This window comes from Actinomyces mediterranea, assembly GCF_900155595.1.
In the GTDB taxonomy this organism is placed as follows: Bacteria; Actinomycetota; Actinomycetes; order Actinomycetales; family Actinomycetaceae; genus Pauljensenia; species Pauljensenia mediterranea.
In genome coordinates this window covers 94,878-116,098 of sequence record NZ_FTPB01000003.1, presented here as the reverse complement: position 1 = coordinate 116,098, position 21,221 = coordinate 94,878, and the positions used below count along the sequence as shown (strand labels likewise).

Genomic DNA, 21,221 nt, shown 5'->3' with positions numbered 1-21,221 from the left:
TCCATGTCGCACGATGACGACATCGACGCCGAGTTCCGCAATCTCATTGCGGGACTGGACGCCACGTCCACGGCTGACGTCCCCGACGCGGATGGCCCCGCGCCTGGGGATGCTTCCACTGGCGATGATGAGACTCTCGCCGCCCTCGAACAGATGCTCAAGGACCCCGACGATGTCCCCGTTGACGAGTCCTTGCACTTGGATGGCGGGAGGCTGTCGGTCGCCCTCGTCCTCGCCCCCGTGCCATCCGCCGAGGCCCTCCACTCGCTGCTGGCTCTGACCGGAGTCGTCGAATCCGTCGTCCGACTCAAACCGTGGACCGCAGTGTGGCTGAGAGTAGAGACCCAGCCCACCGACGAGGACGAGTTGGACGCCCTCCTCGCCGAGTCGCGCCCCATGCCCGACGCCGTCGACAGAGTCGCCCGCGTCGTGTCGCGCCTGTCGAAGTACGGGGCTGTCGCCCTCATGTCGTGGCTTGTCGAAGGCGACGGCGTCGAACCCGGCGTCTCCGGGCGCATCACCGCCCAGCGCTACGTGGGGGGTTCACCCGAGGACGCGATCCCTGCTGGGCTTCTCCTTGGCTCCATGCCGCAGGCGACTGAGGACCTCCTGCTGGGGCGCACCACACCATCGGATTACTCGGACTCAGTTCTCGCCGACGGCTCTAGGCGCAGGCCCGGCCCCTTCGGCTGGTTCCGCAGGAAGTAGGCTCATGACATCGAGAGTTGTCGTCTTCGACTACGGGTCGGGCAATGTGCGCTCAGCGTGCCGCGCCCTCGAACATGTGGGGGCCGACGTCGAACTGACGGCGGATCGCGATGCCGCGCTGGGCGTCGACGGCTTGTTCGTCCCCGGAGTGGGCGCCTTCAAAGCGGTGATGGAGCAGCTCACAGCCGTCGACGGACACGCGATCATCGACCAGCGGCTCGCCGGCGGACGCCCAGTCATCGGAGTATGCGTCGGCATCCAGGTGATGTTCGAACGCTCCACGGAGAAGGGTGAGACCGAGGGGCTGGGACAGTGGCCGGGGATCGTGGAACTCCTCGATGCGCCCGTCGTCCCCCATATGGGCTGGTCGCCGGTCGAAGCGGCGCACGGCTCACGCCTCTTTGCAGGTGTTGAGGACCAGCGTTTCTACTTCGTCCACTCCTATGCGGCGCTCACCGACCCGGCCGAGCTCCTCGGTCCGGGGGCCACGGCGCTGCCGCTCACCTCGTGGTCGCGTCACGGGCAATCGCGTTTCGTTGCAGCCGTGGAGAACGGGCCGCTCATGGGCACCCAGTTCCACCCGGAGAAGTCCGGGGAGGCGGGACTGGCCCTGCTGAAGAACTGGCTTGACACGCTGTGATCGCGCGCGTCCTCGTCCTGCATCTATGAAAGGCATCCGATGACCGACACACTGATCCTGCTGCCCGCTGTCGACGTGGTTGACGGACAGGCCGTACGCCTCACCCAGGGCGAGGCAGGAACCGAGACGAACTACGGCCACCCGCTTGAGGCCGCGCGGAGCTTCGTCGAGGCCGGAGCCCAGTGGCTGCACGTGGTCGACTTGGACGCAGCATTCGGACGCGGATCGAATGCCCCGCTGCTCGCCGACATCACCCGAGAACTGCCGATCAATGTGGAGCTGTCGGGAGGAATCCGCGACGACGAATCCCTGCGCCGCGCCCTTGACGCGGGAGCGCGTCGCGTCAACCTCGGCACGGCCGCACTGGAGGATCCCGAGTGGGCCGAACGGGTCATCGCCGAGTTCGGCGATCGGGTTGCCGTCGGATTGGACGTGCGCGGTGAAACCCTGTCGGCGCGCGGCTGGACCCGTGACGGCGGCAACCTGTGGGAGGTCATCGACCGGCTCAACGCCGTCGGATGCTCGCGCTATGTCGTTACTGACGTCGCCCGCGATGGCATGCTGTCCGGCCCCAATACCGAGTTGCTGCGCCGCGTCTGCGAGACGACTGACGTTCCCGTCATCGCCTCCGGCGGAGTGTCCTCTCTTGCCGATATTATCGCCCTGCGGGAGCTGGTCCCCGCAGGAGTCGAGGGCGCCATCGTCGGCAAGGCCCTGTACGCGGGCGCCTTCACTCTCGAAGAGGCCCTCAGCGTCGCTGCCGGGAAGGACGGGGAGTGACTCGTCGCCCCGGCGCTGTGCCGCTGCTCAGCGATGAACAGCGCGCGAAAGTCGCCAAGCGCCTCACCCTATCCGCAGCGGACAGGTCCGACCGTGGGCAGACGCTGCCCTTGACGGCGGCCGCGCTCGCGCTCGGCGCGGATGCGGACCATGGTGCGGTGCGCTTGGAGGCGCTCGTCGCAGCCCTCAGCGTTGAAAGGCTCATCGTCCCCGTCGAGGTCGAAGCCCGGGTCGCGGATGGTGCAGATCGGGCGGGGGAGCGAAGCACGGGCGGTCATGCAGCGGGGGAGCGTGCTGCGGGAGAGCGAAATGTGAGCGACCGCCCTGCGGGGGACATACTCGGGGAGGGGCTCGCCCACGAGCCGCATGCTCCTATCGACTTCGTCCGCGTCGATATGTCCAGCGGCCCCGCCCTCGCCGCCTTCTCCTCGGTCGAGGAGCTTCAATCCTTCGACCCCTCATACCGGCCGATGGCATTCGACGTGGACAAACTGTGCCTCTCTGCCCTCGTCGAGACCCGGGGCCGCATCCTCATCGATCCGGCGGGAGCCCGCGTCCTCATCCCACGTCCAGCGGTCGCCGCCCTCGCCCAGGGGGATGACTGGCTTCCCGCCTGGAAAGACGAAGAACTCTTCGTCGAACTGCGCGGCACGCTTCAATCCGGACCGATTGGAGACGTGCGCGTCGCCTATGCGGGAGGCGGCATTGTGCGAGTGGAACTGCTCATCAACGGTGCATCGAATGAGAGGGCCGCGCGCCGGGATATTGAGCAGGCACTGCGTGCGGTGGGCGCCTGCGCGCGTCTCAATGCCGCAGCCGAGCGCATCGAACTCGTGCCCGTTCGGGCTGAACAGGGGGAGTATCGACATGAAAGCAGACGAGGATGTTGTCCAGGCATTGGCTGAGGCGACCATCTCGGTCGGAGATACATCTGCTGAGGTTTTCCGCACGGTTTGGTTTCCCCCGTCGTCGTTGTCGTATGGCTGGTTCAACGACGAGGCCCGTGCCATCAGTGGTCGAGACATCGGTGAGAGAATCTACTCGGATGTCTCTGCCAGCGGAACATCACGTATGGATCTTTTCGAAGCGGCAGGCGAGCGTCTAACACGCATTGGATGACGACTTCCTGGATCTTGTGTGATCCTCGACGCGCGAGTCGCCCGGGCCCTCAATTCGATTGCGGGAACACAGCTGGCGACGAGCGGCTGGTCGTCGACGGATTACCTGTGGTATTGCGATTCCCTGCAACGATGGGCACAACGGTTATCCAGTGACCAGCAACGTGAGATACGTCCGGACGAGCTTGAATGGTTGCTCTTCGATCTGGGTGGACGCCGATAGCAGAGAGCATGGACAGGAAATGATTGCACCGGCTGCGGTGGATCACTGTCGCTTCACTGCAACGCCGAGCAGTACGATGCTTCGTCGACCTCCTCGAAGAGCCCATTGACAGTGCGAGGTTCGTCGCCTTCTTCGCGGAGTCGTCACCCTTCGACACGATCATTGACGTCAACGACTGGGTATCCGCGCTGCTCACACCCCTGCCATCGCTTAATAGTCCGGTATAGTCGACAGAAAGTCGGGTTAAATATGCACAATGTCTTGCATATACGTCAGAATGTCGTATATAGTGGACATGTCAGAAAGGGGGCTATCCAATGGCGAAGAATCTGCGGATGAAAGCCGCACGAGCCGCACGGGGGCTCTCACAGGCTCAACTCGCCGAGCGCGTCGGTGTCACGCGTCAGACGGTCAATGCCGTCGAATCTGGGGACTACAACCCGACCATCGCTCTGTGTCTCGCGATCTGCAAAACCCTTGACGTAACCCTCGACGACCTTTTCTGGGAGGAATAATGCCTACTTCAAAACCCGCACACTATGACGAACGGCAACTCGCTGCGCGCGGCCGCATCGGCCTCACCTGCTTCACGCTCACTCTCGTGGTCGTGATGCTCAATGGTTTGTTCAACGATCTGCTGGGGGAGTGGGCCGACGTGTACACGCAATCGTCGGTGATCTTCTGGTTGATGTTCGCAGTCTTCACCCTATGGGCGATGTTGAAGGACGCATTCTTCGCGACGAACCGCCAACGCCTGATATTCACGCTGTTCGTGACCGGCGTCGCAGTGCTGCTGAACGGCATGTCGGCCGTCAGTCTGCTGGGCTCGGGACAGGCTGCCGCCTCCTCGTTGGTGACGGGCGGCGCCATGCTCCTCGTGGTCATCGTCGGCTGGATCGCCGTCCTGCGAGACCGTGCGGCGGAGCGAGCCGCCGACGACGAGTGAAGCACCACCCGCCGCGCCGATCCTCGAACTGTGTGTGTGAGCCGATCCACTGGGCGCAAAACCCAGTGGATTGGCTACGAACATCGGGTTCCTGTTAGTGTTGAACCAACCGTTCGGGCAGCTGCCCGACATGCAAGTGGAGTCTCTCCCACCTGGATACTCGCCTCGTCCTCGTGACGGGGTTTGCGACTCGCGTCGCACATAAAAGGGGATCGGGTCTGGTGGCATCGCCCTCGTGCGTTGCCGTTGTGGGCGAGCCTCCGTGCGCATGAAGCGCAACGGAGGTTTTCTCTTTGTGCTTCGAAAAGGAACCGTGGAAGGAGCCACCCATCAGCGAGACGCGCATTAACGAGCGGATCCGTGTCCCCGAGGTCCGCCTCGTGGGCCCCGGAGGGGAACAGGTCGGTGTTGTCCGAGTCGAGGACGCACTCCGCCTGGCGGAAGAAGCAGGACTCGACCTCGTCGAGGTCGCTCCCGACGCCAAGCCGCCGGTCGCTAAGCTCATGGATTACGGCAAGTTCAAGTACGAGGCCGCTCAAAAGGCCCGCGACGCCCGCCGCAACCAGGCGAACACGCAGCTCAAGGAGATCCGTTTCCGCCTCAAGATCGATGACCACGACTTCGCCGTCAAGAAGGGGCACGTTGAGCGCTTCCTCTCCCAGGGCGACAAGGTCAAGGTCATGATCATGTTCCGCGGACGCGAACAGTCCCGACCCGAGGCGGGCGTGCGCCTGCTCCAGCGCCTTGCCGATGAGGTCGGTGCACTCGCCACCGTCGAGTCTATGCCCCGCCAAGACGGGCGCAATATGACGATGGTGCTCGCCCCCACCAAGCGCAAGTCGGATGCCATCAACGAGCAGCGCAAGCGTCGCGAGGTCGAGCGCGCCGAACGCCGCGGCAAGCGCGCCGAGCGCGCCAGCAAGGACCAGGCGCGCTCCGCTCACGCTGACGCCACCACGGACAAGAACTGACGAAGACGGGTCCCCTCGTCAACGTGACACAAGAAGGAATCAAAATGCCGAAGAATAAGACGCACTCCGGTGCTAAGAAGCGCTTCCGCGTGACCGGCTCGGGCAAGATCATGCGCGAGCAGGCCGGTGCACGCCACCTGCTGGAGCACAAGTCCTCCCGCAAGACCCGCCGCCTGGCCACCGATCAGGTCCTGGAAAGGGCTGATGTCAAGCGCGTCAAGCGCCTCCTCGGCAAGTGACGGACTGAATAGGAGAATTAGAAATGGCACGTGTTAAGCGTTCTGTTAACGCCAAGAAGAAGCGTCGCACAGTCCTCGAGCAGGCCTCCGGCTACCGCGGCCAGCGTTCGCGCATGTACCGCAAGGCCAAGGAGCAGGTCACTCACTCCTTCGTCTACTCCTACCGCGACCGCAAGGCCCGCAAGGGAGACTTCCGTCGTCTGTGGATCCAGCGCATCAACGCTGCTTCCCGCGCCCAGGGCATGACCTACAACCGCTTCATCCAGGGCCTGGGTCTCGCCGGTGTCGAGGTCGACCGTCGTATGCTCGCCGAGCTCGCGGTCAACGACATCAATGCGTTCAACGCCCTCGTCAAGGTCGCCAAGGACGCGCTGCCCGCCGACGTCAACGCCCCCAAGGCCTGAACCGACGGTGACGCCTTTCCCCGAACGCCCGACCATGCTCGACAACCCCCGCGCTGAACGCGTGCGGAAGATCGCGGCGTTGGCCGGGCGTTCGGCGCGCTCACGCCATGGCCTTCTTCTCGTCGAAGGCCCGCAGGCGGTCCGTGAACTCGTCCGACACCGCGCCGACGAGGTCCAGGACGTCTACCTCACCGAGGGAGCGGCCCGCATCCACCCGGATGTCGAGGCTGACGCTCGCGCAGCCACGCGCTGGGTCCACGAGGTGAGTGACGAGGTCGCCGTCGCAATGAGCTCCGATGCCCAGGGCGTCATCGCCGTTGCGCGCGCCGAAGCTATCAGCCGCACCACCCCGAGCATTGACCCCGGATCGACGCTCGTCGTGCTCGCCCAGGGACGCGACCCCGGCAATGTCGGCACCATAATCCGCACAGCCGACGCGATGGGCGCCAGCGCCGTCATCACCGTTGCGGGCACGGTCGATGTCACCGGACCGAAGGTGATCCGCGCTTCGGCGGGCTCCGTGTTTCATCTGCCGATCGTCGCCGTTTCCGACTTCGACGCGGGGGTCGCCCTCGTTCATGATCTCGGAGCGCAGGTGTTCGGCACTTCTGGGGTGGCGGGTTCCCACGACCTCGCTGACCTCATGTTCTCTGCGACGCTGGAAGCGCGCGGCTGGCTGACCGGATCGCACGCCTGGGCCTTCGGCAACGAGGCGAAGGGCCTGTCGGATGCGGAACTCGACGCTTGCGATCTGCTGGTGCGCATCGACATGACCGGCGACGCCGAATCCCTCAATGTGGCCTCAGCCGCCGCAATGTGCCTCTACGCCTCCCAAATAGTCCGAACGATGCGCGGCTGATCCGACTAGGCTGCTCTACCCTGGGCGTATGACGCGCATCAGTGACATGTCCGAGGGTGAACTCATCGCCCGATTCGAACGACTCCTGCCCACGGGCGAGCGGACGCTGCTCGGCATTGGCGACGATTGCGCTCAGATCGCGGCTCCTGAGGGATCCTTCATCGCCACGACTGATGTCATCGTTGAGGATGAGCACTTCCGTCGCGACTGGTCGAGCCCCGAGCAGATCGGTGCCAGAGCCGCCGCCCAGAACCTCGCCGACATTGCCGCCATGGGCGGACGCTGCTCCGGCCTCGTCGTTGCCGTTGCGACCAGCGGCGATACCGAAGTTGACTGGCTGATGTCCATCGTCGAGGGACTCGCCGAACGCGCGCGTGCCGCGGGCGCCGGCGTCGTCGGGGGAGATCTGTCGGCGGGGGATCGGCTGGTACTGTCCATTACCGCCTTCGGCTGGTGCGAAAATGCTCCCATCACGCGCAGCGGCGCCGAACCGGGCGATGTCCTCGCGTTCTCCGGCCGGGTGGGACTGTCGAATGCGGGCCTCGATCTGCTGCTCGGCGGGCACGTCGATCCTTCGCTGCGAGACGACGCATCCATGGGAGTGATGGCCGAGGCTCTCAACGCTTACAGGGCGCCCGAACCGCCCCTGGAGACCGGACCGTCTGCTGCGCGCGCCGGTGCTCACGCCATGATGGATCTATCCGATGGGATCGCGAAGGACGCTGGGCGCATGGCCCGTGCTTCGCAGGTCGTCATCGACCTGGATCGTGCGGCGCTCGAGAGGGAGGCTGCGCGTTTGACGGATGTCGCGTCGATCTGCCGGGCGGACCCGATGACGTGGGTGCTCGGCGGGGGAGAAGACCATGGGATGCTCGCCGCCTTCAATGGTGAAGCGGCGCTTCCCGACGGTTTCACCGTCATTGGGCGCATGCGCGCACCCGGCGAGGGTGAGGCGCCAGTTCTGCTCCTCGACGGTGCGGAAGTCACTGGCGGCTGGGATCACTTCAAACAAGACTGACGGTTTTACGTGGTTCAGCGGCCTCGGCAGTCGTGGTGTGCGTGTTCGTTGTTCGTGTCGACTGGTATAACTGCACACAGTCTGTGTGTTGGTTCGTGGTGGTCTGTTGAGTTGTTGTTTATATCTGCAGTTCACAGTCGCGGACACGTGTGTCGCACAGTGTGGTGTTCGGGGAGTGTGTGCATTTTGGCTGGTTGCCGTTCGATCGGACGCTATTACAGCATCCTTCCGTCTGCGGGTGGATCAGTGCGTGTTTCCACACGCTGTGGTTCTGTTCCACACGGTGTGGCCTTGTTCGGAGCGGTGCGGCTTGGATGTGAACGGTGCAATGTTCGGATGGTGTGCGGAGTGTTCCGGTGGTGTGTGTAGCGTTCGGATCGGCGTTGGTGTTGTGGGGCGCAGGTGGTGGCGTCGACCAGGGGAGGCTTCGGGCGCGGGCAGGAGTCGTGCAGTCAATCCGAAGCGGACGAGGACGGCGCCCCACCGACTGCGAAAGCCCTAGACAACCACCGGTGAACTCCCAGACACGACACCGCGCATACACGTGTGGCCCGCAGGAGTGATCCTGCGGGCCACAGCGATAGGTCGATCCGCTTCAGGCGGATCTGCGACGAGGTCGTGCGATCAGATCGCGCGGACGACCTTGTCGGACTTCAGGCACTTGGTACACACGTTCAGGCGCTTCGGGGTGCCCTTAACCAGGGCGCGAACGCGCTGAATATTCGGATTCCAGCGGCGGTTGGTGCGAACGTGCGAGTGCGACACGCTCTTGCCGAAGCCGGGTCCCTTACCGCACACGTCACAAACGGCAGCCACGATGATCTCCTCGGTTTCCAATTCGGTCGATCCCGCCTGAGGCGGAATGGTTGAACAGCGGTGAATAAAACCGCGGGTATAACCATGACAGAATAACGGTTCCGGCCGCGCATCTCCAAGTCATGGCACCGCCCAAGACTGTCGGGTCCCCCACATCGGCGTCAGACGCGGCTCCCACCATCCCTCCGCGCGAGTGTGCTCCTGCGTTCGCGTGAACACAACTGCGATAATCCACTGTAGACGCCGACCCCGGATGGAAGCTGGACAACGTGGCACTCAATGGAATCACCCTCGCGCGCACCCTCGAATGCGCCGCCGCCGAAACCCAGACCCTGTCCCGCTTCCTCAACGACCTCGACGGATGGGGAGGAGTCGACTGCGATACCGGCACGAACGCTGCCCTCACCCTCGCCGCTATGCGCGACGCACTCGCCGACCTTGACGAATCCGCATCCTTCGCCGAAGCACTCGAACTCGCCATTAATGCGGGCATCACGAAGGCGGTCGGCACCATCGGCGTCATCCTCACCTCCCAACTCGCAGCATGGGCCAGGAGTATCGATGGCGCCGCCGCACTCACACCGGTCACCATTCGCCGAATGCTCACCACTGATCTCGCCTCCGACGACCAACGCCTCACCGTCTCCGAGGCCATTACTCACGTCCTCGCAGAAGCACACGACGAGACCTGGGGGCTCGGGATGACGATCCCGGACGAGGACTACCTCATCTCCTGGTACTCCCTCAGCGCCCAACAGGGCATCGTCAATGCGATCAATGAACAGTCGAACCTGCTCGACGCTGGCGCATGCGTCCTCGCAGTCCTTTTCGCATCCTTCGACTCCACCGTCCGGGACTCCACCGACGGACTCGAATCCCTCGCACAAATGCTCGCGGGAATCGCCGACGCCGACTCCTACGGCCCCGCCCCGAGGCCGAACCCGCCGCAGCCGGGACGCGACTTTACCGTCGACATCGTGTGGGAGGGGACCGTTGACGAGGCGACGCGCCTCTTCGACTCCATTGAAGCCGTCGGCGCGAAGCTCAACTGCGTCGGAGCCGTCGACCTGTTCTCCATGGGCACCTGGCGCCTCCACGTCGACACCTCCGCGCCTTTATCCGTTCACCCCAGATTCGGACGCACACTGCGCTTTTGCGTCGCCGATGCGCGCCCCGATGAGGAACTCGGAGTCGACGAACTCGACAACACCGGGATCACCCACCGCGGAGTGCGACTCCTCGAACGCCGCCCCCGCCGCAGGGTCGAGCGCGCCAGAGTCATCGCCTGCACCAAGGCCCCCGGCCTCGTCGACTACCTCGCCCGCTCGGGTGCGGTCGTCCTACTCTACCCGACCATTGACGACGCCCCCGGCATCGAATACCTGGCTGCCTGCTCATCAACGGGAGTCGCGCTCATCCTCCCCGCCGACGAGGCGGACGCCGAACTCGCCCACGCGTGCCAACAACACCTCGCCACCGGTGAAGAGGATGCGACAGTCCTCATCGTCGCCCCCACGAGGGATGATCTGTCGGTGCTCTCCGCAGCGCAGACCTGCGCAGGCTTCTTCGTCCCCCAACCCGGCGGCAGGGCCACCGCCCCTGTGATGCAGACCATCCTCGCCGACGGCGCCCGCCGAGCACACGCCGCCTCCTCGGTGGTCGCACTGGCGGGGGACGGTGATGAACTCGGCGTCATCGCCGCAGTCTCCGACATCGCGAGGATCTCGCCAACGCGCTGGAGACTCCTCATGGGGCGTGGCGACGGCCCCGAATTGGCGGCACTCATCCGCCAGCTCATCGCCCGCTACTCGCCCATCGCCGACATCACGGTCATCGACGGGGGACAGGACGGCACCAGCCTCATCCAGGGGCTGAGGGCGTGAACGCCCTCAATGCGCCGCTGAGTCTGCGCCTGCCCGCACGGATCGCGAAGAAATTGGCCTCCCAGGGCATTGAGACGGTTGCCGACCTGCTCTTGCTGGCGCCGCGCCGCTACTACCACTGGGGCGCTCTCACCCCGATGCACATGCTCCACCAGGGCGAAGACGTCACGATCCTCGCCGAAGTGGTCTCTGCGACGCTCGTCGCCAATCGGAGCCGCGGCGGGGTGCGCCTCGAAGTACTCATCACCGATGGCACGCAGATGATGACGGCGATATTCTTCGCCGCCAACGAATACAAACTCACGCCCCACCGCAGGCTCCTCACCCCGGGCGCCTCATTCCTCTTCGCGGGCAAAGTCGGAGCCTACCGGGGCCGCCTGCAACTGACCCACCCGAGTTTTGAAGGAGCAGACGGCGGAATCGACGAGGCCGAGGAACGCTCCGCGCGCCCCATTCCCATCTACCCCTCCCAAGCGGGCCTCTCCTCGTGGGTCCTCGCACGGGCGATAGGGATGATCCTCGATGGCCTCGACGACTCCGATATCGCCGACATCCTCCCTGACGAAGTTCGCGTCCGCTACAACATTCCCGCTCGTGCGCAGACTCTGCGCGCCCTGCACCGGCCGAGCACCGACGAGGACTACCAGCGGGCGAGGCGCGCAATGGCCTGGGAAGAGGCTCTCACCCTGCAGACCGTCCTCGCCATGCGCCGCAGCGGAGCCCAATCCCTAAGGGCGCCCTCCAGTCCACCCGACTCGCTCCTGGTCCGCGAGTTCATCTCCCGCCTGCCCTTCACCGCGACAGCGGCACAGCGCAGCGCCATCGGCGAGATCAGCGCCGACCTCGCCGGAGAGCATCCGATGCAGCGCCTCCTCCAGGGCGATGTGGGCTCCGGGAAGACGGTGGTTGCGCTCGCGGCTCTCCTCCAAGTCCTCGCCGCCGGGCATCAGGGGGCGCTATTGGCGCCGACGGAAGTCCTCGCCGTCCAGCACATCGCCTCCATGCGCGATCTCGTCGTGGGCCTCGACGTCGAGGGCATGCCGATCGACATCCGCCTGCTGACGGGCTCCACCCCGCCCCAGGCGCGACGTGAGATCCTCACAGCAGCCCAGACCGGCGCTCCGCTCATCATCGTCGGCACTCATGCGCTGATCCAGGACTCCGTGCGATTCGCCGACCTCGGCCTCGTCGTCGTCGATGAGCAGCATCGCTTCGGCGTCGCACAGCGTGATGCCCTGCGCGTCACCGGGGACCTCACCAGCGCCCATCAACTCGTCATGACGGCGACCCCGATCCCCAGGACGATCGCAATGACCGTCTTCGGGGACCTCGAAGAGACTCGCATGCTCGGACTGCCCCCCGGGCGCACGCCCGTGGCCACGTACCTCGTTGACGCGGCGAATCCCGCGTGGATGGAGCGCCTGTGGCAGCGCGCGCGAGAAGAGATCGACGAGGGCGGACGCGTCTACGTCGTCTGCCCCCACATCGACGATTCCGACGAGGTCGAGGACGCGGAGTCGGGTGCCCGCCCGCCGCTGGCGAGCGTCGAATCGGTGGCAGCATCCCTGAGGACACTGCCCGCCCTTACGGCTATCGCGGTGGCGACGCTGACGGGCAGGAGCAGCGCCGAGGAGAAGAACTCCGTGATGGAGGGCTTCTCATCCGGTCACACGCCGCTGCTCGTCGCGACGACGGTGATCGAAGTCGGTGTCGACGTTCCAGAGGCGACCATGATGATCATCATCGACGCCCAACAGTTCGGCATCTCGCAGCTCCATCAGTTGCGCGGGAGAGTCGGGCGCTCCGACCGGCCCAGCGTGTGCATGGCGGTCCACCGCACCGGCCTCGCGCCCGAATCGATGCAGCGCCTCGAGGCATTCGCCGCTACTACCGATGGTTTTGAACTCGCCGAGAAGGATATGGAGATCCGAAAAGAGGGCGACGTGCTGGGGGCGGACCAATCGGGCAGAGCCTCCCACCTGCACTTCCTGTCCGTGCGCCGCGACGGGACCCTCATCGAAGAGGCCCGTCGGGAGGCCCGCCGCATCGTAGAAGAGGACCCGTCCCTGGGGAAACACCCCGGGCTCGCCGAAGCGATCCGCCGCATGCCCGACGCAGGCCTCGACTGGATCTCCAGGTCCTGACGCGCTGGTCGTAACCCGTGCGGCGTAGAGTTGTGCCATGACCAGGATCGTCGCCGGAACCGCCAAGGGACGTACTCTCGCCGTGCCTGCGCAGGGAACCCGTCCCACGTCGGAGAGAGTGCGCGAGGCGCTCTTCTCCCGCCTGGACCACATGGGGATGCTCAACTCCACACGCGTGCTCGACCTGTACGCCGGGTCGGGGGCACTCGGCCTCGAAGCGGCGTCGCGCGGCGCGGCCAGTGTCGACCTCGTTGAGAACTCCTCTGCTGCGGTCCGGATCATCGCACGGAATATCGCCGCCACGGGCCTACCCGCCCGGGTCCACTGCCTCAGCGCATCGAGGTACTTGTCCACCCGCACGTCCGAAGCGCTCAGGGGCGACGTCGACCTCGTCCTCATCGACCCTCCCTACGATGCTGATGAATCCGATCTTGAGGAGGTCCTCACCCTTCTCGGCCCGTGGATCACTCCGGACGCCCTCGTCGTCGTCGAACGATCTACCCGCAGCCCCGAACCGACATGGCCCGACTTCCTGGTCCGTGAGGACGAGCGGAGCTGGGGGGAGACTCGCGCATGGTTCGCGGGCCCACCCGTCCCCGAGACTCACGACGACGAAGGAGACGAGCAATGACAACCGTCCTCATCGCGGGATCCTTCGATCCGATCACTCTCGGCCACCTCGACATCATCGAGCGGGCGACCCGCAGCTTCTGCGACGTCGTCGTCGCCGTGGGAGTCAATGGGCGCAAGACCTACAGCTACTCCCTCGACGAGCGCAGGCAGATGGTCGAGGTCGCGACTGCGCATCTTGATGGCGTGCGAGTCATCGACATGGAGGGTACTCTCATCGACTGTGCGCGCGCCGTCGGAGCGTCCAGCGTCGTCAAGGGGGTGCGCAGCTCCGCCGATCTCGAGTGGGAGCTCGCCCAGGCGGTCATCAACAGCGACCTCGGGGGGATCGAGACGCTCCTCATTCCCGCGCGCCCAGAGTACGCGATCGTCTCGTCATCGGTTGTCAGGGAATTGCTGAGCCTCGGAATGGATGCTTCCCGGTATGTTCCCGCGACGATCCGCCCACTGCTGGTGGACAATGATCAATGAGTAGTTCGCCCGCACTTGGGGGATCATGATTTTGGAGGGCACGATGTCGAATCTGGAGACGCCGGACACCGGTTCCGCCGCGCACGAGGAATGGGACGACCAGAGCGTCTATGGTCCCTCGACGGTGATCGCGGCACTCGACCAGATCAAGGACCTCGTTCAGCAGGCGCGCGCCGTCCCCCTGTCGGCGTCGATCATGGTGAACCGCGCTGAACTGCTCGACCTGCTCGACCAGGCGCGCGAGGCCCTGCCCGAGGACCTCGTCGCTGCGGACGCCGTTGTCGCTGATGCGGACGCCGTGCTTGGACGGGCCGACTCGGCGGCGGAGACCACAATCGCAGAGGCCAACTCGCGCGCCCAATCCACTCTCGATCAGGCCAATGACAAGGCCGCCCAGATCGTTCAAACGGCGAATGAGCAGGCCAGCCGAACAGTGGAACAGGCCAATGAGGAGGCCGAGGCCACTCTCGCGCAGGCGCGCAGCGAAGCAGAGGCGATCCTTGTTGACGCCAACGCCCAGGCGGATCGACTGATCTCCACGGAGAACATCACGCATATGGCGGAGGATCGCGCCCGTGAGATCGTCGCCGCTGCCCGATCGAATGACGCTCAAATGCGTCAGGGCACCGACGACTATGTCGCGAAGTCCCTGGCGGAGTTGTCCGGCCTGCTCGCCGACTTGCAGCGCCGCACTGAAGCCGGTCGGCGCAGTATCGCGGAGCGCCGGGGCGTTGATGTCACCGATATCGAGCTCGACAATGACTGACGTCCTCGTCCTTTCTCTCGTCGAGCTGCCCCGTCAACTCGGCGCGACCCTCCACCATGACATCGAGTGGACGGCGCCCGACGACTTGGGGACCCCATCAATGAGGGTTGAAACAGGAACGGTGATCCCTCTCGATGTAGACCTCACCTCTGTCGACGGGGGCGTCCTCGTGCGCGTCTCGACGAGCGTGGAACTCGTGGGCGAGTGCGTGCGCTGCCTCGATGAGGTGCGCGCCCGACACGACGTCGACGCCGCAGACGTGTACTTCGAGATCGCTCCGCCCACTGACGAGGACGATCCCGAGGCGGACGATGCGCGCCTCATCGGCCCCCGCGACACGATCGACCTCGAGCCGCTGCTGCGCGATTCCATTGTCACGCTCGTCGACGCCCGCCCCCTGTGCCGCGCCGACTGCCCCGGTCTGTGCGACGTGTGCGGCGAGAAGTGGGATGAGCTTCCGGCCGATCACGAGCACGTCCTCATCGATCCCAGACTCGCATCATTGGCGTCCCTGCTCGACCAACCGATTTCGGATCCGACTGACTGATGGCGAAGAAACCACGGCTTCCCGTACCCCCCAGAACCGATGTGGATGTGCTTCAGAGCGCTTGGGGGGCCAGGATCGACCCCAATCTGCTCGCCCTCGCCCTCGTCCACCGCTCCTACGCGAATGAGGCGGGCGGCATCGCCAATAATGAGCGCCTCGAATTCCTCGGCGACGCCGTCTTGTCGGTCGTCATCGCGGACCGTCTCTTCCACGACTATCCCGGTGCTTCCGAATCCGACCTGTCACGCATGCGCGCCGCCACCGTCTCCCAAGAACCCCTCGCTGAGGCGGCTCGCAGAATCGGAGTCGGGGAGTTCATCTACCTCGGCAAGGGCGAGTCGAATTACGGCGGACGCGACAAGGACTCGATCCTGTCGGACACCTTCGAAGCCCTCATCGGCGCGACCTATCTGACGTCGGGTCTCGACGAGGCGCGCAGGGTGATTCTCGCGAACCTCGACTTTCTGCTTCAAAACGCCTACCGGCGAGGCTCGCACGCCGATTGGAAGACGCTCCTCGTGGAATACGCCATCGCCAATTCGCTCGGGGAAGTCCGCTACGAGGTCTCGGGCGAGGGACCGGATCATCAGCGTGTCTTCACTGCCCGAGCATTCGTCGCCTCCCTGGAGGAGCCCATTGGCGAGGGCACTGCGACCTCGAAGAAGCATGCGGAGACCGCTGCGGCGAAAGACGCGATGAGTAAGACCGGCGCTGACTGACCGCTGCGTCGGGGTCGATTACGTGAGGGGACCCACAAACCGTTAGGATAGTCGCGTGAGTGAGAACGCCCAGCCTAATACGCCGATCCGCGTCATGATCGTTGACGACCATGAGATCGTGCGACGCGGCATCGCTGAAATCGTTGATCGCGCCGATGGCCTGGAAGTCGTTGCCGAGGCAGGCACCGTCGAGGATGCGCTGCGCCGTGCCGACCTCGTGCGCCCCGATGTCATCCTCGTCGACCTTCAACTCCCCGACGGCACGGGTATCGACATCATGTCGGCGCTGGGGCAGAGTCACCCCGATATCCTCCCCATCGTCCTCACCTCCTTCGACGATGACGAGGCGCTCGCTGAGTCCTTGGGCAAGGGCGCGCGCGCCTATGTTCTCAAGACGGTGCGTGGCGCGGAGATCACCGACGTCATCAAGGCCGTCGCCGCCGGCCGGGTGCTCCTCGACGAGCGCACACTGACGCGCAGGCGCGCCGACCATGATGATCCGACTGCGGATCTGACCCCGTCGGAGCGCAAAGTCCTTGAGTTGATTGGCGATGGACTATCGAATCGTGAGATCGGTGAGAAGCTCGGCGTCGCGGAGAAAACGGTGAAGAACCACATCACGTCGTTGTTGTCGAAGATGGGTCTGCAGCGGCGCACGCAGGTGGCAGCGTGGGTGGCCGGCCAAAGGGCCGCAGCCTGGCGCAACTGAGGCTGCCGCTCGCCTGCCACGTCTGCGACTGCATCTGGTGTGTTTGTGGCGGGAGTTGCGCATGTGCCCGGGGACGCAGTTCCTCCTAGGCCGCCCGCTTACCGGCCGATCAGTCTGCGGATTTCGCTCATTACGGTCTGCGACCTGTAGTCGACGAGTTCGACATGAGTGGCGTTGACGACGAGTTCAGGGGTGCTCAGTTTCGTGCGGCCCTCGGCCATTGATTCCTGCCACTTCAACGATGAAGCATTGAGATACTCCTGGCCGACTTGAGCGACGGGGAAGGTCTCAATGACGGAGGCGGGGACTGCCGCCTTCTCAGCGATGATGCGCACCTGTTCGAGAGATGCGTCAGTGTCCGTGACTGTCGTTCCGTCCCCGCTTCGCATTGCCGCGTAATAGTAGGCGATGAGGGCTTCGTGGAACGCCACCCACTGGTCGGGGGTCTCTTTCGCAACGAGCACCGAGGCGGCGGTGGCGATGGGATTCCATGCGGCGTTGTGGGACGCCACTGCGGCGAAGGCCAAGTTGTAGTCGCCCGCCTGCGCGCCCGCGATGAGGTCGGCGTCGGCTGCGGTGGCGAGTTGGACGCAGCCGGGGCACGAATGATCGAAGTATTCGGTGACCGTAGGCAGGGAGTCGTCTGCCTGCCCGACTCCCTTGTGGGAGATGATGATGGGCCTGCCGTCGGCATAGTCGCCGAAGAGGGACGCCGAATCGGTGGAAGTGGCGGAGGAAGCGGAGGGGGACTGAGCGGCGGGAGGAGTCTGCTCGGCGCGAACCCCGTTCATGAGGATTACTGCGACAGTGATCGTCACGGCGACCACTACGAGGGAAACGACTGAGATGATAATGGTCAGCGTCTTCTTATCCGCGCGGGACTGCGCGTCGTCGTGTACGGCCATGACCAACCTTTCTGGCTGAGCTTCCTCCACACTAATGATCTGCACACCCGGGTGCCAGGGCACATGGTCGACGTGTTGCATGTGTCGGGAGCGGGGTCTGAGGCGAGCGAATTGCGATGGCATTGCACGACCAGAACGCGGTTTTCGTTAATACATCGAAAGTCTCCAAAAAGAAAATAGATAGAAATCAGGGTTATCCCCTAGGGGTAATACCGGATAGTCACTGTTTTTGTCCCAAACTGCGAATAATTGAGAGTGAAACTCGCTACCTTAGTAGGGCCTTATCGATGATCGATCGAAAAAAAGTCGGTCGACGAGGCACGTTTCGAAAGGTGCAAAGGTGAACCTCAAGAGATCCATCGTGGGAGGTATGTCGGCTGTCGCGATCGCATGTGCCGGACTCTCCGCCCCCGCGATTGCGGCGCCCTCCGAGGCGCCGCCCGAGTCGCCAACCGGAGTTATCGGCATTCCGGCGGCGGTTCCGAACAGCCCGGTGGAGAGAATATCGAACTGGCAGGACCTCCAGTTCGGGCTCTTCATGCACTGGGGCGTCTACTCGATGTTCGAGGGGAGTTTCAAGGGCAAGCAACAGAGCATCGGATATCCCGAACAGATCAAGGCCTGGATGAAAATCTCGGACGAGGACTATCTCGCCGAGGCTAAGAAGATGACCGCTGAGAAGTGGGATGCGGGCGCCGTGTGTCAGAAGGCGAAGGACACCGGCATGAAGTACGTCATGATCACGACGAAGCACCATGATGGCTTCGCGATGTGGGACACGAAGACGACGGACTTCAATGTCGTCAAGCAAACCGCCTTCGCCAAGGACCCGATGAAACAACTCGCCGATGAGTGCGGAAAGCGCGGCATCAAGCTCGCCTTCTACTTCTCGATCATCGACTGGACCCAGCACGAGGCCGAACCCTACGGCAACCGGAATCCGATCACCGAGGCGATGATGCGCGACATCATCAAACCGCAGATCGACGAGTTGATGACGAACTACGGGCCGATTGCGGAGTTCTGGTTCGACATGGGCGGTCCGACTCCTGATCAGTCCGCGCGCATGGCGAAGTGGGTGCACGACAAGCAGCCCGAGACAATGGTGAACTCTCGTGTGTGGAACGACAAGGGCGATTTCGAGGTCGGCGGCGACAACCATGTGCCAACCGACTTCCGCGTCGGCCCCTGGGAATCGATCCTTTCAATCTTCCCGAGCTGCTGGAGTTACTGCTCCGACGGGAGGGCGGACCGTTCTGAGTCGAATGTCGGGTACAAGATCCGCAGTCTCACCAGCGAACTCGTCACGACGATCTCGGGCGGCGGCCAGTTCGACCTCAATGTCGGTCCCAAGGGCGACGGCTCCTTCGACGACTTCGATACGAAGGTGCTCGACGGCATCGGCGCGTGGATGAAGCGCCATCCCGATGCGATCATCGGCGCCAAGGCCACCTGGTTCCCCATCCCCAGCTGGGGTCGTATCACCACGAAGGGCAACGATCTTCACCTCTTCCCGCGGACTTGGGCGGACGGTGAATCCCTCGTTCTTGACGGCGTCGGTTCCAAGGTCACTGCCGTGACCGTCGACGGCACGAAAACCCCCCTGGAGTTCACTCAGGAGGGGACGAAACTCACCGTGAAGATGGCCGGAGGACAGCCGGACGAGGTACTTCCGGTCATCAAGGTCTCCTTCGCCGAGGCGCCCCGATACATCTCGACCGCAACCGTTGAACTCGAGAACGGACTCGGGGTCGTGCCGAATGCAGCGATGCAAGGCCTGAATTCGGCCAATTCCCGCTACGGCGCGGTTGCGCGCGACGCCTACATCGTTGATCGCTCCGGAAAGACCTATGAGGATGTCCAACTGACCCTCAAAGGTTCCTTCGATGCGCAGACCGAATACAAGGTGACCTTCGGTGACAAGACGATGGTCGTCACAGGTGCTGATATCGCTGCCGGTCCTTTCGGCGATGGCCTCACACTGGCGCCGAATCAGGTGACTCGTGTGCGCATCGAGCTCGCGAATCCCCCATACTACGCCAATGGTCTGGGGGTGCGTGACGCTGAGCTGACGGTGGAGGCCTTCGAAAAGAAACTGTCTGAAACCGCACCGACCTTCAGGACTCAACCGCGTGACACGGAGGTCGCCTCCGGTACCAAGGCCGTATTCTCGGCCTCCGCTGCATCGAGGCCTGCACCGACCTATCAGTGGTACCGGATTGCTCCGGGTGCCAAGGACGGCGTCGCCCTCGAAGGCGAGACTACTTCCCGTCTCTCCTTCACGGCTGCTCTTTCGGATAACGGTGCGCGCTACTACGCAGTGGCGACGAACTCCGTCGGTTCGACGACCTCGCAGATCGCGACTCTCACCGTTTTTGAGAAGTCGACGAACCTCGCCCTTGAGAAGCCCGCAACCCAGTCGTCAACGGCGTGGGGCGGCGTCGCTTCGCGTGCGAATGACGGCAACACGGACGGTGTCTTCGACAATAATTCGGTGACCCACACAGGCTTCGACCAGGTGGCTTGGTGGCAGGTTGATCTCGGAGAGGAGTTCGCCCTTAAGAGCGTCGATGTGTGGAACCGATCTGCGCAGGACAAGTGTTCCTTCATGACCTGTGATCAGCGCCTGAAGGATTTCTGGGTGGTTGCGTCGAAGGAAGAACTCGCCTCTGATTTCAATCCGGCTGCGGGTGCGATTCCTGAGGATGTGAAGGCCGTCAAGGTCGAGGGCGTCGGAGGATTCCCCTCCTCGGTTGCCATTGATGGATTCGAGGGGCGCTACGTCCGCGTCGTTCTGCCCGGCCCCAATGCGCAGTTGGCACTCGCAGAGGTGGAGGTCTTCGGTGATCCGATCTCGACGAGCGTTCCCCCGACGATCTCTCCGATTGAGGTGGATGCCGATGACATGAGTGATGTGGAACTTGCCGGTGACGGTCAGTCTCGGACGGTGACGGCTCCTGCGGGGAAGATTGTGGATCTCAAAGCCTCAGTTTCCGGCACCCCGGATCCTGAGCTTCAGTGGTGGAAGAAGCCCGCTGGTGCGGGAGAATGGGAGGCCCTCTCTGAGGAGCAGGGCCCCGACTTCTCGCTGAGTTTCGATACCTCGACAGACGGCGCCCAGTTCATGTTGAAGGCGACGAATTCGGCGGGCACTGCTGAATCCGGTCTGATTATTGTCAAGGTGAAGACCGCTGCCCCCCAGCCGAACCCGGAACCCCAGCCGAACCCGGAACCCGGTCCTGTGGCGAGTGTGACCGTGGATAAGGAGTCGGCGGTACCGGGAGAGTCGATCGTTGTGACAGGTCGCGGTTTCTTGCCCGATGTGGACGTTGAGGCGGTGCTGCATTCGGACCCGATTGCTATCGGGACGAAGAAGGCCGATGCGAAGGGGGAGGTTGTTTTCGAGTTCGTTCTTCCAACGAGTCTGTCGCCGGGCGAGCACAAGGTGATCCTCACACAGAAGGAGAAGAAAGCTGAGGCTGCACTCACGGTGAAGGCCGCTTCAGTGCTGCCTCAGCCGACCCCGGAGGAGCCTGGAGCTTCGACTCCGGTCAAACCTGCCGACAAGGCCGGGGCGTCGCGACTGGCATCAACGGGCGCACAGACGAGTGTGATTGTCGGATTCGCGGGTGCTCTCGCAGTCGCGGGCCTTGTCGCAGCGTCTAGACGCAGGAGGCAAGGTATCCGCTAGAACTGTAGATTCCATGTCTGAGTGCGTGAGCACG

The 21,221-nt window shown here is 64.0% G+C and carries 24 protein-coding genes; 22 read left to right on the top strand and 2 right to left on the bottom strand.

Annotation, left to right across the window (positions count from 1 at the left end):
* Positions 1 to 3 precede the first annotated feature (3 nt).
* The 13 genes from BQ7471_RS01650 (at position 4) to BQ7471_RS01595 (ending at position 7,906) form a co-directional block, all read left to right on the top strand.
* A complete protein-coding gene (locus BQ7471_RS01650) occupies positions 4 to 708 on the top strand; it encodes a hypothetical protein (protein WP_076463733.1) in 705 nt (234 codons plus the stop codon).
* A gap of 4 nt (positions 709 to 712) precedes the next feature.
* Positions 713 to 1,348 (top strand): imidazole glycerol phosphate synthase subunit HisH, encoded by a 636-nt coding sequence (gene hisH, locus BQ7471_RS01645; protein WP_076463732.1) that lies wholly within the window; start codon positions 713 to 715, stop codon positions 1,346 to 1,348.
* 39 nt (positions 1,349 to 1,387) lie between these two features.
* Positions 1,388 to 2,128: a bifunctional 1-(5-phosphoribosyl)-5-((5-phosphoribosylamino)methylideneamino)imidazole-4-carboxamide isomerase/phosphoribosylanthranilate isomerase PriA gene (priA, locus tag BQ7471_RS01640; protein WP_076463730.1), complete on the top strand. Its 741-nt coding sequence runs from the start codon at positions 1,388 to 1,390 to the stop codon at positions 2,126 to 2,128.
* Positions 2,125 to 3,033 carry an SseB family protein gene (locus tag BQ7471_RS01635; protein ID WP_076463729.1) on the top strand — a complete coding sequence of 303 codons (909 nt, stop codon included), beginning with the start codon at positions 2,125 to 2,127 and terminating at the stop codon, positions 3,031 to 3,033. The genes priA and BQ7471_RS01635 overlap by 4 nt, the downstream gene beginning before the upstream one ends.
* Entirely contained in the window at positions 2,996 to 3,247 is a 252-nt protein-coding gene (locus BQ7471_RS10970; protein WP_129583303.1) for a hypothetical protein, read from the top strand. Before BQ7471_RS01635 ends, BQ7471_RS10970 begins: the two co-directional genes overlap by 38 nt.
* An 18-nt stretch (positions 3,248 to 3,265) precedes the next feature.
* A complete protein-coding gene (locus BQ7471_RS11860) occupies positions 3,266 to 3,469 on the top strand; it encodes an 8-oxoguanine DNA glycosylase OGG fold protein (protein ID WP_407922672.1) in 204 nt (67 codons plus the stop codon).
* Positions 3,470 to 3,786: 317 nt separating this feature from the next.
* Positions 3,787 to 3,984 (top strand): helix-turn-helix transcriptional regulator, encoded by a 198-nt coding sequence (locus tag BQ7471_RS01625; protein WP_076463726.1) that lies wholly within the window; start codon positions 3,787 to 3,789, stop codon positions 3,982 to 3,984.
* Positions 3,984 to 4,415, top strand: coding sequence for a hypothetical protein (locus BQ7471_RS01620; protein ID WP_076463724.1), 432 nt, complete (start codon positions 3,984 to 3,986; stop codon positions 4,413 to 4,415). Before BQ7471_RS01625 ends, BQ7471_RS01620 begins: the two co-directional genes overlap by 1 nt.
* Before the next feature lie 293 nt (positions 4,416 to 4,708).
* Positions 4,709 to 5,386 (top strand): translation initiation factor IF-3, encoded by a 678-nt coding sequence (gene infC / locus BQ7471_RS01615; RefSeq protein WP_076463723.1) that lies wholly within the window; start codon positions 4,709 to 4,711, stop codon positions 5,384 to 5,386.
* Between the two features lie 44 nt (positions 5,387 to 5,430).
* Positions 5,431 to 5,625 (top strand): 50S ribosomal protein L35, encoded by a 195-nt coding sequence (rpmI, locus tag BQ7471_RS01610; protein WP_076463721.1) that lies wholly within the window; start codon positions 5,431 to 5,433, stop codon positions 5,623 to 5,625.
* Positions 5,626 to 5,648: 23 nt separating this feature from the next.
* Positions 5,649 to 6,029 carry a 50S ribosomal protein L20 gene (gene rplT / locus BQ7471_RS01605; protein WP_076463719.1) on the top strand — a complete coding sequence of 127 codons (381 nt, stop codon included), beginning with the start codon at positions 5,649 to 5,651 and terminating at the stop codon, positions 6,027 to 6,029.
* 7 nt (positions 6,030 to 6,036) lie between these two features.
* Entirely contained in the window at positions 6,037 to 6,888 is an 852-nt protein-coding gene (locus tag BQ7471_RS01600; protein ID WP_235821205.1) for a TrmH family RNA methyltransferase, read from the top strand.
* A gap of 28 nt (positions 6,889 to 6,916) precedes the next feature.
* Positions 6,917 to 7,906: a thiamine-phosphate kinase gene (locus BQ7471_RS01595; RefSeq protein ID WP_235821204.1), complete on the top strand. Its 990-nt coding sequence runs from the start codon at positions 6,917 to 6,919 to the stop codon at positions 7,904 to 7,906.
* 624 nt (positions 7,907 to 8,530) lie between these two features.
* Here BQ7471_RS01595 and rpmB read toward each other — a convergent pair.
* Positions 8,531 to 8,722 (bottom strand): 50S ribosomal protein L28, encoded by a 192-nt coding sequence (gene rpmB, locus BQ7471_RS01590; RefSeq protein WP_022868011.1) that lies wholly within the window; start codon positions 8,720 to 8,722, stop codon positions 8,531 to 8,533.
* Positions 8,723 to 8,991: 269 nt separating this feature from the next.
* On the opposite strand from rpmB, the gene BQ7471_RS01585 reads away from it, so the two are divergent.
* The 8 genes from BQ7471_RS01585 to BQ7471_RS01550 all read left to right on the top strand — a co-directional run bounded on the left by BQ7471_RS01585 (position 8,992) and on the right by BQ7471_RS01550 (position 16,591).
* A complete protein-coding gene (locus BQ7471_RS01585) occupies positions 8,992 to 10,605 on the top strand; it encodes a DAK2 domain-containing protein (protein WP_076463716.1) in 1,614 nt (537 codons plus the stop codon).
* Entirely contained in the window at positions 10,602 to 12,749 is a 2,148-nt protein-coding gene (locus BQ7471_RS01580) for an ATP-dependent DNA helicase RecG (protein WP_076463714.1), read from the top strand. The genes BQ7471_RS01585 and BQ7471_RS01580 overlap by 4 nt, the downstream gene beginning before the upstream one ends.
* 37 nt (positions 12,750 to 12,786) lie before the next feature.
* A complete protein-coding gene (rsmD, locus tag BQ7471_RS01575) occupies positions 12,787 to 13,380 on the top strand; it encodes a 16S rRNA (guanine(966)-N(2))-methyltransferase RsmD (protein WP_076463713.1) in 594 nt (197 codons plus the stop codon).
* A complete protein-coding gene (coaD, locus tag BQ7471_RS01570) occupies positions 13,377 to 13,850 on the top strand; it encodes a pantetheine-phosphate adenylyltransferase (RefSeq protein ID WP_076463711.1) in 474 nt (157 codons plus the stop codon). Before rsmD ends, coaD begins: the two co-directional genes overlap by 4 nt.
* Before the next feature lie 43 nt (positions 13,851 to 13,893).
* The gene (locus BQ7471_RS01565; protein ID WP_076464366.1) at positions 13,894 to 14,616 is read left to right on the top strand and encodes a FliH/SctL family protein; all 723 of its coding nucleotides are present in this window, start codon (positions 13,894 to 13,896) and stop codon (positions 14,614 to 14,616) included.
* Complete coding sequence (locus BQ7471_RS01560; RefSeq protein ID WP_076463709.1) at positions 14,609 to 15,163, top strand: YceD family protein; 555 nt, start codon at positions 14,609 to 14,611, stop codon at positions 15,161 to 15,163. The genes BQ7471_RS01565 and BQ7471_RS01560 overlap by 8 nt, the downstream gene beginning before the upstream one ends.
* Positions 15,163 to 15,882 (top strand): ribonuclease III, encoded by a 720-nt coding sequence (gene rnc, locus BQ7471_RS01555; RefSeq protein WP_076463708.1) that lies wholly within the window; start codon positions 15,163 to 15,165, stop codon positions 15,880 to 15,882. Before BQ7471_RS01560 ends, rnc begins: the two co-directional genes overlap by 1 nt.
* Before the next feature lie 94 nt (positions 15,883 to 15,976).
* The gene (locus BQ7471_RS01550; protein ID WP_076463706.1) at positions 15,977 to 16,591 is read left to right on the top strand and encodes a response regulator; all 615 of its coding nucleotides are present in this window, start codon (positions 15,977 to 15,979) and stop codon (positions 16,589 to 16,591) included.
* Between the two features lie 98 nt (positions 16,592 to 16,689).
* On the opposite strand, the gene BQ7471_RS01545 is transcribed toward BQ7471_RS01550, so the two are convergent.
* Positions 16,690 to 17,496 (bottom strand): DsbA family protein, encoded by an 807-nt coding sequence (locus BQ7471_RS01545; protein WP_076463705.1) that lies wholly within the window; start codon positions 17,494 to 17,496, stop codon positions 16,690 to 16,692.
* A 370-nt stretch (positions 17,497 to 17,866) separates the two neighbouring features.
* On the opposite strand from BQ7471_RS01545, the gene BQ7471_RS01540 reads away from it, so the two are divergent.
* Positions 17,867 to 21,187, top strand: a complete 3,321-nt coding sequence (locus tag BQ7471_RS01540; RefSeq protein WP_129583302.1) for an alpha-L-fucosidase — start codon at positions 17,867 to 17,869, stop codon at positions 21,185 to 21,187.
* Positions 21,188 to 21,221 lie beyond the last annotated feature (34 nt).

Excerpts from the sequence above, each read along its gene's own strand:
- BQ7471_RS01650 (WP_076463733.1), top strand. The coding sequence starts at position 4 with ATGTCGCACGATGACGACATCGACGCCGAGTTCCGCAATCTCATTGCG.
- hisH (WP_076463732.1), top strand. The coding sequence starts at position 713 with ATGACATCGAGAGTTGTCGTCTTCGACTACGGGTCGGGCAATGTGCGC.
- priA (WP_076463730.1), top strand. The coding sequence starts at position 1,388 with ATGACCGACACACTGATCCTGCTGCCCGCTGTCGACGTGGTTGACGGA.
- BQ7471_RS10970 (WP_129583303.1), top strand. The coding sequence starts at position 2,996 with ATGAAAGCAGACGAGGATGTTGTCCAGGCATTGGCTGAGGCGACCATC.
- BQ7471_RS01625 (WP_076463726.1), top strand. The coding sequence starts at position 3,787 with ATGGCGAAGAATCTGCGGATGAAAGCCGCACGAGCCGCACGGGGGCTC.
- BQ7471_RS01620 (WP_076463724.1), top strand. The coding sequence starts at position 3,984 with ATGCCTACTTCAAAACCCGCACACTATGACGAACGGCAACTCGCTGCG.
- rpmI (WP_076463721.1), top strand. The coding sequence starts at position 5,431 with ATGCCGAAGAATAAGACGCACTCCGGTGCTAAGAAGCGCTTCCGCGTG.
- rplT (WP_076463719.1), top strand. The coding sequence starts at position 5,649 with ATGGCACGTGTTAAGCGTTCTGTTAACGCCAAGAAGAAGCGTCGCACA.
- BQ7471_RS01595 (WP_235821204.1), top strand. The coding sequence starts at position 6,917 with ATGACGCGCATCAGTGACATGTCCGAGGGTGAACTCATCGCCCGATTC.
- rsmD (WP_076463713.1), top strand. The coding sequence starts at position 12,787 with ATGACCAGGATCGTCGCCGGAACCGCCAAGGGACGTACTCTCGCCGTG.
- coaD (WP_076463711.1), top strand. The coding sequence starts at position 13,377 with ATGACAACCGTCCTCATCGCGGGATCCTTCGATCCGATCACTCTCGGC.
- BQ7471_RS01565 (WP_076464366.1), top strand. The coding sequence starts at position 13,894 with ATGTCGAATCTGGAGACGCCGGACACCGGTTCCGCCGCGCACGAGGAA.
- BQ7471_RS01560 (WP_076463709.1), top strand. The coding sequence starts at position 14,609 with ATGACTGACGTCCTCGTCCTTTCTCTCGTCGAGCTGCCCCGTCAACTC.
- rnc (WP_076463708.1), top strand. The coding sequence starts at position 15,163 with ATGGCGAAGAAACCACGGCTTCCCGTACCCCCCAGAACCGATGTGGAT.
- BQ7471_RS01550 (WP_076463706.1), top strand. The coding sequence starts at position 15,977 with ATGATCGTTGACGACCATGAGATCGTGCGACGCGGCATCGCTGAAATC.
- BQ7471_RS01545 (WP_076463705.1), bottom strand. The coding sequence starts at position 17,496 with ATGGCCGTACACGACGACGCGCAGTCCCGCGCGGATAAGAAGACGCTG.
- BQ7471_RS01540 (WP_129583302.1), top strand. The coding sequence starts at position 17,867 with ATGTCGGCTGTCGCGATCGCATGTGCCGGACTCTCCGCCCCCGCGATT.